General features: G+C 70.0%; 9 protein-coding genes. 3 read left to right on the top strand and 6 right to left on the bottom strand.

Annotated features, from left to right (window positions below):
- Positions 1 to 87: 87 nt before the first annotated feature.
- The 4 genes from phnE (P409_RS18665) to phnC form a co-directional block, all read right to left on the bottom strand.
- The gene (gene phnE, locus P409_RS18665; protein WP_034841195.1) at positions 88 to 966 is read right to left on the bottom strand and encodes a phosphonate ABC transporter, permease protein PhnE; all 879 of its coding nucleotides are present in this window, start codon (positions 964 to 966) and stop codon (positions 88 to 90) included.
- Entirely contained in the window at positions 966 to 1,865 is a 900-nt protein-coding gene (gene phnE, locus P409_RS18660) for a phosphonate ABC transporter, permease protein PhnE (RefSeq protein ID WP_034841192.1), read from the bottom strand. Before phnE (P409_RS18660) ends, phnE (P409_RS18665) begins: the two co-directional genes overlap by 1 nt.
- Positions 1,866 to 1,995: 130 nt before the next feature.
- The gene (gene phnD / locus P409_RS18655; RefSeq protein WP_052120907.1) at positions 1,996 to 2,934 is read right to left on the bottom strand and encodes a phosphonate ABC transporter substrate-binding protein; all 939 of its coding nucleotides are present in this window, start codon (positions 2,932 to 2,934) and stop codon (positions 1,996 to 1,998) included.
- 86 nt (positions 2,935 to 3,020) lie between these two features.
- Positions 3,021 to 3,842, bottom strand: coding sequence for a phosphonate ABC transporter ATP-binding protein (gene phnC / locus P409_RS18650; RefSeq protein WP_034841188.1), 822 nt, complete (start codon positions 3,840 to 3,842; stop codon positions 3,021 to 3,023).
- A 228-nt stretch (positions 3,843 to 4,070) separates the two neighbouring features.
- On the opposite strand from phnC, the gene P409_RS18645 reads away from it, so the two are divergent.
- The gene (locus P409_RS18645; RefSeq protein WP_034841183.1) at positions 4,071 to 5,375 is read left to right on the top strand and encodes an MFS transporter; all 1,305 of its coding nucleotides are present in this window, start codon (positions 4,071 to 4,073) and stop codon (positions 5,373 to 5,375) included.
- Positions 5,376 to 5,527: 152 nt separating this feature from the next.
- Here the strand turns inward: P409_RS18645 and P409_RS18640 are convergent, their stop codons facing one another.
- On the bottom strand, positions 5,528 to 6,307 hold the full coding sequence (locus P409_RS18640; RefSeq protein ID WP_034841179.1) for an enoyl-CoA hydratase-related protein: 780 nt from the start codon (positions 6,305 to 6,307) through the stop codon (positions 5,528 to 5,530).
- 69 nt (positions 6,308 to 6,376) lie between these two features.
- On the bottom strand, positions 6,377 to 6,736 hold the full coding sequence (locus P409_RS18635) for a hypothetical protein (protein ID WP_034841174.1): 360 nt from the start codon (positions 6,734 to 6,736) through the stop codon (positions 6,377 to 6,379).
- Positions 6,737 to 6,891: 155 nt separating this feature from the next.
- On the opposite strand from P409_RS18635, the gene P409_RS18630 reads away from it, so the two are divergent.
- Together P409_RS18630 and P409_RS18625 are read left to right on the top strand one after the other, a co-directional pair.
- On the top strand, positions 6,892 to 7,500 hold the full coding sequence (locus tag P409_RS18630; protein WP_034841169.1) for a TetR/AcrR family transcriptional regulator: 609 nt from the start codon (positions 6,892 to 6,894) through the stop codon (positions 7,498 to 7,500).
- Positions 7,501 to 7,503: 3 nt separating this feature from the next.
- Positions 7,504 to 8,716 (top strand): MFS transporter (locus P409_RS18625; RefSeq protein WP_034841165.1); only part of this gene is annotated, 1,213 nt, incomplete at its 3' end.

The following is an 8,716-nucleotide window of genomic DNA, read 5'->3' as shown; positions in this document are numbered from 1 at the left end:
ATGTTCGGCCACGACCGTCGCGGCCGCCCGCCCTTCGGCTGAGGGACCGCTTGGAACGCGACTGGCGCAGTCTATGACGAGGCGGCCTCAGCCCCGCGCCGCCTCGCGCCCGATGAGCTTCAGCCGCAGCCATTTCGACAGGGTATCGATCAGCGCTACAACGGCCAGCACCAGGATCAGGATAAAGGCCACCTGGTCCCAGGCCAGGATCTTGATGCGCTCGGAGATCTGCAGCCCGATGCCGCCGGCGCCGACGATGCCGAGGATGGTGGCCGAGCGGGTGTTGGATTCGAAGAAGTACAGCGCCTGCGACAGGAACAGCGGGATGGCCTGCGGCAGCACGCCGAAGCGCAGCACCGCCAGTGTCGAGGCGCCGGTCGATCGCACGCCCTCGATCTGCCTCTTCTCCGCCGTCTCGATCGCCTCGGCATACAGCTTGGACAGCGAGCCGATGTCGGAGACGCAGATGGCGAGAATGCCGGCCAAGGGGCCGAGGCCCACGGCCCGCACGAACACCAGCGCCCAGATCAGCTGGTCGACGCCGCGCAGCCCGTCGAACAGCCGGCGGAAGCCGAAGCGCAGGACGCCGATCGGCACGATGTTGCGGGCGCCGAGGAAGCCGAGCGGGATGGCGACCAGCGAGGCGATCAGCGTGCCGATGAAGGCCATGGCGACGGTCTGGCCCAGCGCGGTGAAGATCTCGCCATACTGCCAGTCGGCCATGCCGTGCCAGGACACCATCTGGGCGGCGATGACGAACAGGCCGTTCGGGCTGACCAGCCCTTCGTAGAGCCGGGCCGGCGAGAAGTCGAAGGTCCAGAGCAGGTAGCCGAGATAGGCGGCGGCCAGCAGCAGCAGGGCGGCGCGGACCAGCCGTTCGCCCAGCGGCCGGCCGAAGGCCCGCGGCAGCGCGGCGCGGGCATGGTCGACATCGATCGGGCGGATCCGGGCGAAGCGGGCTCCCATCAATGCACCTCCCGCGGCAGGAAGAAGGAGCGCAGCCGTTCCGAGCCGAGATCGATCAGCGTCACCGCCAGGACGATCATCAGCACCAGCGCGCTCAGCTCCTCGTAATAGTTGAAGCTGACGATGTAGTAGAGTTCCTGCCCGATGCCGCCGGCGCCGACGAAGCCCAGCACCGAGGCCGAGCGGATGTTGATCTCCAGCCGCAGCAGCCCGTAGGACAGGAAGCTCGGCAACACCTGCGGCAGCACGCCGAAGCGCATGATCTGGACCCAGGTGCCGCCGGCGGCGCGGATGCCCTCCAGCGGCTTGTCGTCGACCGCCTCGTTGACCTCGGAGAACAGCTTGCCCAGCGCGCCGGTGGTGTGCACCGCCATGGCCAGGATGCCGGCCAGCGGCCCGACGCCATAGGCCCAGACGAAGCACAGCGCGTAGACGATGTCCGGCACGCTGCGGCAGATCTCCAGGAAGCGGCGGCTGAGATGATAGATCCAGTGGCTGCGCACCAGGTTGCGCGACGCCGGGAAGCTGAGCAGCAGGGCGGCGGCGGCGCCCAGCACGGTGCCCAGGATCGCCATCTGCGCCGTCTGCCACAGCAGCACCAGGTAGCTGCCGGCGCGGTAGTACCAGTAGGCGAAGGACCCCTTGGTCTTGCTGTCGGAGAGCAGCTCGCCCCAGTGCACCGTCGGCAGGGTGCGCTCGAAATACTCGCCGATCCGCGGCAGGCCGGCGGCCAGCTTGGACGGGTAGAACTCGCCGATATATCCGCCGGCGACGACGGCGGCGAGGAACAGCACCAGGCCGATCAGCGTGGCGCGGCGCCGCTGGCGCAGCAGCGCCCGGCGCCCGGCCTCGAAGGCCGCGACCGGATCGGCGGGGCGGGTTTCGGACAGGAGGGTCATCGCACTTTCAGACGTCCGACACCGTCATTGCGAGCGCAGCGAAGCAATCCAGGGCCGCAAGGGCGGGGGCATGGATTGCCTCGTCGCTTCGCTCCTCGCAATGACGGTCAGGGTTCAGGCCGGGGTCGGATCAGCTGCGGCGCTGCGTGGCCTCGGTCTCGCGCATCTTGATGATGCCGTCGAAGAAGTCGTGCTTGACCGGGGCGTAGCCCGAGCCGGCGCCCTTCTCGACCGCTTCGTAGATGTCCGGATGCTCGGTCGGCAGCTTCGACAGGAAGTCGAGCATGTCCTTGCGGAACGCCTCCGGCAGGGCGGTGCGGGTCGCCCACGGGCCGTTCGGGATCAGGGTCGACTGCCAGACGATGCGCAGGTCCTTCATGTCGAGCATCTTCTTGTCGACCATGCTGCGCAGCGCGCCGCGGCTGTAGCCCTGGGCCGGGTCGCCCTGGCCGGAGATCCAGGTCACGCCGGCGTCGTACTGGCCCTTCAGCACCGCGACCACGCCCTGCTCATGCCCGCCGGAGAAGGCGGTCGAGCCGAAGAAGCTGGCCGGGTCGTAGCCCTGGTCCTTGAGCTGGAAGTTCGGGATCAGGTAGCCCGAGGTCGAGTTCGGGTCGGCGAAGGCCAGCGACTTGCCCTTCAGGTCCTCGAGCTTCTGGTACGGGCTGCTCGACTTGACGAACAGCACCGAGTAGTAGCCGGTCGAGCCGTCGTCTTCCTTCGGCACCACCAGCGGCTCGACGCATTTGCAGTCCAGCCACAGGCCGGCATAGCCGGAGGCGCCGAACTCGGCGAGGTCGAGCTGGCCCGCGGCCATGCCCTGCATGACGCCGGCATAGTCGGTGGCCGGGAACAGCTTCACCTCGACGTTGAAGGTGGTCTCGAGCAGCTTCTGGAAGCCGTCGTAGCGGGCCAGCCGGTCGGCGTCGTTCTCGCCGCCGAGGATGCCGATGCGGATGACCGGAACATCCTTCTTCCAGCTCGGATCCGCCGCCGGGGCGGTGCCGGCCAGGCCAGCGAGGGCGACGGCGGCCGTGGCCGCCGCGAGAATGGTGCGCCGCATGAACATGGGTCTACCCCTTCTACTGTCACTTGGTTCGGACGCCCGGCGGCGTGCCGGGCCCCGTCGGTTGGAGCTCCGAGACCAACGGTCTCTCAGGCCGGGACCAGCTCGCGGTCGCCGGTCCGGGGCTCGATCGCGGTCGAGGTGATGCGCTCGTCGAGAGCCTCGCGCATGCCGTCGACACCGTAGATCCGCTCGACCACCTCCATGGTCAGCGCCTCGGGCGCGCCGTCGAAGACGATCCGGCCCTTGGCCATGCCGACCACCCGGTCGCAGTAGTGCCGGGCGGTGTCGAGCGTGTGCAGGTTGACGAGGACGGTGATGCCGTCCTCGCGGTTGATGGCGCGCAGCGCGTCCATCACGATCTTGGCGTTGCGCGGGTCGAGCGAGGCGATCGGCTCGTCCGCCAGCAGCACCTCGGGCTCCTGCAGCAAGGCGCGGGCAATGGCGACGCGCTGCTGCTGGCCGCCGGACAGGGTGTCGGCGCGCTGCAGGGCGGCATGGGCCATGTCGAGCCGGTCCAGCGCCTGGATGGCGAAGGCGCGCTCGCGCTCGCCGAACTGCTTGAACAGCGACGGCAGCGTCCAGTGCTGCGAGATGCGGCCCAGCAGCACATTGGTCAGCACGTCGAGCCGGGTGACCAGGTTGAACTGCTGGAAGATCATGGCGCAGCGGGCGCGCCAGTCGCGAAGGGCCTTGCCCTTCAGCTTCGTGACATCGACGCCGTCGAACAGGATGCGGCCGCCGGTCGGGTCGGCCAGCCGGTTCACCAGGCGCAGCATCGTCGACTTGCCGGCGCCGGAGCGGCCGATCACGCCGACCATCTGGCCGGGGGCGATCGTCAGGCTGACGTCATCGACCGCGTTCACGGCGCGGAAGCTCTTGGTCAGTCCTTCGATCACGAGTTCGGCCATCAGCCACGCTCCGGTCAGGTCTGGGCGGCGCATGACGGGGACATCACGGCCGCTCGGCGTGAACGGCCTAACAGAGCCGGGTTACAGTCGCGTGATCCCCGGATGTCGTTTCGATGAACGCCCCGGCGCCGGCGGCACCGCATCGCCCGGGTTGACGTTCTCCCTCAAAGCGGCTTCTTTGCGCGCCAAGGCAGCAAATCATCATACGATTTGAGGGAGTAGAACGCGTTGCCAGAGACCCGCCCGCAGACGATCGCCAAGATCACCTGGCGGCTGATGCCATTCCTCGGCCTGCTCTATCTGATCGCCTATATCGACCGCCAGAATGTCAGCTACGCCAAGCTGCAGATGGTCGGCGACCTCGGCCTCAGCGAAGCCGCCTACGGCCTCGGCGCCTCGCTGTTCTTCATCGGCTACTTCATCTTCGAGGTGCCCTCGAACGTGATCCTGGCCCGGGTCGGCGCCCGGCGCTGGCTGGCGCGGATCATCTTCTCCTGGGGCCTGGTCACCATCGCGCTGGCCTTCACCCAGAACGCGACGATGTTCTACATCCTGCGCTTCCTGCTGGGCGCGGCCGAGGCCGGCTTCTTCCCCGGCGTGCTGTTCGCGCTGACGTTGTGGTTCCCGCAGATGTATCGCGGCCGCATGGTCGGCCTGTTCATGGCCTGGAGCGCCCTGGCCAACGCCGTCGGGTCCACCGTCGGCGGCGCGCTGCTGGACATGGATGGCATGCTCGGCCTCAAGGGCTGGGAATGGGTCTTTATCGCCACCGGCATCCCGGCGGTGCTGATGGGCATCGTCACCTATTTCTTCCTGCCCGACCGGCCGGAGACGGCGAATTTCCTGGACGCCGGCGAGAAGAAATGGCTGCACGACGTGCTGGAGCGCGAGAACGCCCAGGGCAAAACCCAGCATGGCAGCCCCTTCGCGGCGCTGCTGGACCGCCGGGTGCAGCTGCTGGCACTGTTCTACGTCGCCTTCCCGCTCGGCGCCTACGGGCTGAGCTACTGGCTGCCAACCGTGGTGAAGGGCTTCGGCGTGTCGAACACGGCCAACGGCCTGCTCAACGTCATCCCCTGGGCCTGCGTCGCCCTGGCGCTGTGGTGGATCCCGCGCAACGCCGCCCGCACCGGCGACCAGACCTGGCACATCGTGATCCCGGCGCTGATTGCGGCCGTGTGCTTGGCGCTGAGTGTGGTGGTGCCGGGCAATGCCTTCAAGTTCGCGCTGCTGTGCGTCGCCGCCGCGGGCATCTTCGCGCCGCAGCCGGTGTTCTGGTCGCTGCCCCCGAGCTTCCTGACCGGCGCCACGGCCGCGGCCGGCATCGCCGCGATCAACTCGGTCGGCAATCTCGGCGGCTTCATCGCCCAGAACGCGGTGCCCTGGATCGGCGACGTCACCGGCAGCCAGCTGGCGCCAATGTGGTTCCTGGCCGCCTGCATGGTGCTGGGCGCGCTGATGACCTTTGTCGTCCAGGCCGCGCTGCGCCGCCACCAGCCGCCGGCCGGCGGCCGGATACGGCCGGCGGAGTAGGGCGGGAACAGCCCCCTCCCCCTACCCCCTCCCGCAGGGGGAGGGGGAGGTCAGAATGGCAAGGCTCTCGGGCCCCGACTTTCCGGTCCTCATTCCATCCTCCCCCTCCCCTCGCGGGAGGGGGTTGCGGGGAGGGGGCTGCGCCAGCCAGCTCAGCTCCCCCGGAACCTCGGCGGCCTGCGCTCGGCGAAGGCCGCCTGCCCCTCGCGAAAATCGGCGCTGCGATACGCGGCCTCATACAGCGCCGTCGTCTCGGCCGTGTCGCTGTCGGCGCCAGCCATCATCGCCTCGATCATCCGCTTGGCTGCGCGCAGGCTGAGCGGCGCCCGCTCCGCCAGCTCGCGGGCGTAGTCCAGCGCCGCCGGCTCGATGGCGTCATCCGGCAGCACCCGGTCGACCAGACCGATCGCCAGCGCCTCGGCGGAATCCATCAGGCGGCCGGAGAACAGCATGTCCTTGGCCCGGGCGGGACCGACCGTCGCCACCAGCCGCCGCGTGTCGGCGAAGCCGTAAGCCAGGCCGAGCCGCGACGGGGTGATGCCCAGCCGCGCCGTGTCGCCGGCGAAGCGCAGGTCGCAGGCCAGGGCCAGGCCGCAGCCGCCGCCGACGCAGAGGCCGCGGACCAGGGCGATGCTCGGCCGGTCCAGCGCCTCGACCGCCGCCAGCCCGGCCCGGACCGCGGCATTGTACGCGGCGGTCGAGTCGGCATCGGCGAAGACCGTGCCGAATTCGGTGATGTCGGCTCCGGCCGAGAAGACCCCCTCCCCCTCCACGATCACCGCCGCGACCCCGGGGTCGGCATCGATCTCGCGGCACAGGTCCGCCAGCGCCCGCCACATTGCCGCGCTGATCGCGTTGTGCCGGGCCGGACGCCGCAGCCGCAGCCGCGCCAGCCGGCCGTCGCGGAACCATCGGATCGGGGTGTCGGTCATCGGAATCCTCGGCTGAAAGCGGCCGAGTGTGTCACCGCGCGGCCCGGCCCGGCAATGCCGGGAGGCCCCTCAGGACGTGCCGCAGATCGCGAAGGCGCTGACAGTCGCGGCGGCGTTGGCGTAGCCGAGGATGCGCCAGGCGTTGTTCTCCGGCTGGCTGCGATAGATCACGACGACGGGGATCGTCACCGTGCCGACGCCGACGGCCCCGCTGTTGTACTGGATCATGCCGACGCCCGGGTTGCTGTTGAAGCCGCCGCCCAGGATGACCGATCCCGGCACGTCGCACGGCACGGTGATATCGACCGTATTTCCCGTCTGCACCTGCCGGTCCACCCGGATCTGGTTGTAGCTGGCGCCCGATGCCGGAGCGGCAGCGATCGCCAGCCCCGCGAGCGCAGCCCCGAAGCCCCTCAAGACCTTGAGCATGTCCTCCCCTCGCCGAGAGGGATCGACGATAGGAGGGGAATCTTTACAGCCGCTATCGCGGCGGGGCCGGCAGGCGCGCTCCGGTCGATGCTCTCGACCTTGACATTGCCCTTCAGAAAAGAGAATGAACGTTCATTCTCACTTTGGACCCGACCATGGCTGAGACCGTCGCCGAGCCCCTGACCCGCCGCGAGGAGAAGCGCCGCCGCATCCTGGAGGCGGCCGATGGCTGCTTCGCCCGGCGCGGCTTCCACGCCACCAGCATGGCCGAGATCTGCGAGGCGGCGGGGATGAGCGCCGGCAATCTCTATCGCTACTTCCCGAGCAAGGAGGCGATGATCGCCGCCCTGGTCGATGCCGAGCGGGAGGAGACGGCGGCGCTGTTCCGGCGGGTCGAGGACAGCGGAGACCCGCTGGCGGCGATCACCGCCCTGCTGGAGCGGTTCCTGACCCTGGCCGCCGACGCCGCCGGGCACGGGCTGTGGCTGGAGATCCTGTCCGAAGGCGCGCGCAATCCGCAGATCCAGGCGGTGCTGGACCGCAGCGACGCCGAGGTGCGGCCGGCGCTGGCGCATCTGGCCGGCCGCGCCGCCGCCATCGGCCAGGCTGACCCCGCCCTCGATCCCGACCAGGCCGCGGTCTGGCTGCTGATGCTGATCGACGGCTTCAGCGCCCGGGTGGCGACCGATCCGCGCTTCGACATCGCCGCCGGCATCGCCGCCCTGCCCGCCATGGTCCGCCGCCTGCTCGCCCCGGGAGCCTGAGCCATGACCAGATCCGTCAATCGCTGGGCGATCCTGCCCGTGGTCTCGGTCGCGCTGCTGCTGGTGGCGATCGACGCCACGGTGCTGCACATCGCCGTGCCGACTCTGAGCCGGGCGCTGGGGCCGAGCGCGTCGCAGCTCTTATGGATCATCGACATCTATCCGCTGCTGATGGCCGGGCTGCTGCCGGCCGCCGGCACGCTGGGCGACCGCATCGGACACAAGCGCCTGCTGCTGCTGGGCCTGTTCCTGTTCGGTCTGGCCTCGGCCGCCTGCGCCGTCGCCCCCGGCCCGGAATGGCTGATCGCCGGCCGCGCCTTCCTGGCCTTCGGCGGGGCGATGATGATGCCGGCCACCCTGTCGATCCTGCGCCTGGCCTTCGACGACCCGCGCGAACGGGCGATCGCGATCGGCATCTGGTCGTCGGTCGCGTCCGGCGGCGCCGCCTTCGGCCCGGTGGTTGGCGGCGCCCTGCTGGAGCATTTCCATTGGGGCGCGGTGTTCCTGATCAACGTTCCGATCGTGCTGATCGCCCTGCCCTTCGCCGCCTGGCTGCTGCCCGGCCGGCGCGTCAGCGAGCGGCACCCCTGGGACCTGCCAGGCCTGCTGATGGCGATGGCAGGCATCATCGGCGTGGTCTATGCGGTGAAGCAGACCACCCATGCCGGCGCCGACCCTTGGCTGGCCGGCGCGATCGGCCTGGCCGGCGCCGTGCTGGTGACGGCCTTCCTGCGTCGTCAGGCCCGCGCCGCGGTGCCGATGATCGACCTGTCGTTGTTCCGCAACCCGGCCATCGCCGTCGCCCTGGCCGGGGCCATGGTGGCGATGATCATCATCGTCGGCTTCGAGCTGCTGCTGAGCCAGCAGCTGCAATTGGTGCTGGACCTGTCGCCGCTGCAGGCCGGGTTGCGGCTGGCGCCGGTGCCGCTGGCGTCGTTCCTGGCCTCGCCGCTGGCCGGCGGGCTGGCGCACCGCTTCGGTTTCCGCGCCGTGCTGGCTGGCGCCCTGGCCCTGTCCGCCGCCGGCTTCGTCGCCGTCGCCCTGCTGCCGGCGGGAGAGATCTCGGCCACCGAGATCGCCGGCTTCATCGCCATCGGCGCCGGGGTGGGCGCGGCGATGACCGCGGCGTCGACCACGGTGATGAACAGCGCCCCGGCGCATCAGGCCGGCGGCGTCGCCGCGGTCGAGGAGGTGGCGTATGAGCTGGGCGGCGGGC

This window comes from Inquilinus limosus MP06, assembly GCF_000767795.1.
GTDB lineage: Bacteria > Pseudomonadota > Alphaproteobacteria > DSM-16000 > Inquilinaceae > Inquilinus > Inquilinus limosus_E.
The sequence above is the reverse complement of the archived record's forward strand: the minus strand, read 5'-3'. Positions and strand labels throughout refer to the sequence as shown.

Excerpts from the sequence above, each read along its gene's own strand:
- phnE (WP_034841195.1), bottom strand. The coding sequence starts at position 966 with ATGGGAGCCCGCTTCGCCCGGATCCGCCCGATCGATGTCGACCATGCC.
- phnE (WP_034841192.1), bottom strand. The coding sequence starts at position 1,865 with ATGACCCTCCTGTCCGAAACCCGCCCCGCCGATCCGGTCGCGGCCTTC.
- phnD (WP_052120907.1), bottom strand. The coding sequence starts at position 2,934 with ATGTTCATGCGGCGCACCATTCTCGCGGCGGCCACGGCCGCCGTCGCC.
- phnC (WP_034841188.1), bottom strand. The coding sequence starts at position 3,842 with ATGGCCGAACTCGTGATCGAAGGACTGACCAAGAGCTTCCGCGCCGTG.
- P409_RS18640 (WP_034841179.1), bottom strand. The coding sequence starts at position 6,307 with ATGACCGACACCCCGATCCGATGGTTCCGCGACGGCCGGCTGGCGCGG.
- P409_RS18635 (WP_034841174.1), bottom strand. The coding sequence starts at position 6,736 with ATGCTCAAGGTCTTGAGGGGCTTCGGGGCTGCGCTCGCGGGGCTGGCG.
- P409_RS18630 (WP_034841169.1), top strand. The coding sequence starts at position 6,892 with ATGGCTGAGACCGTCGCCGAGCCCCTGACCCGCCGCGAGGAGAAGCGC.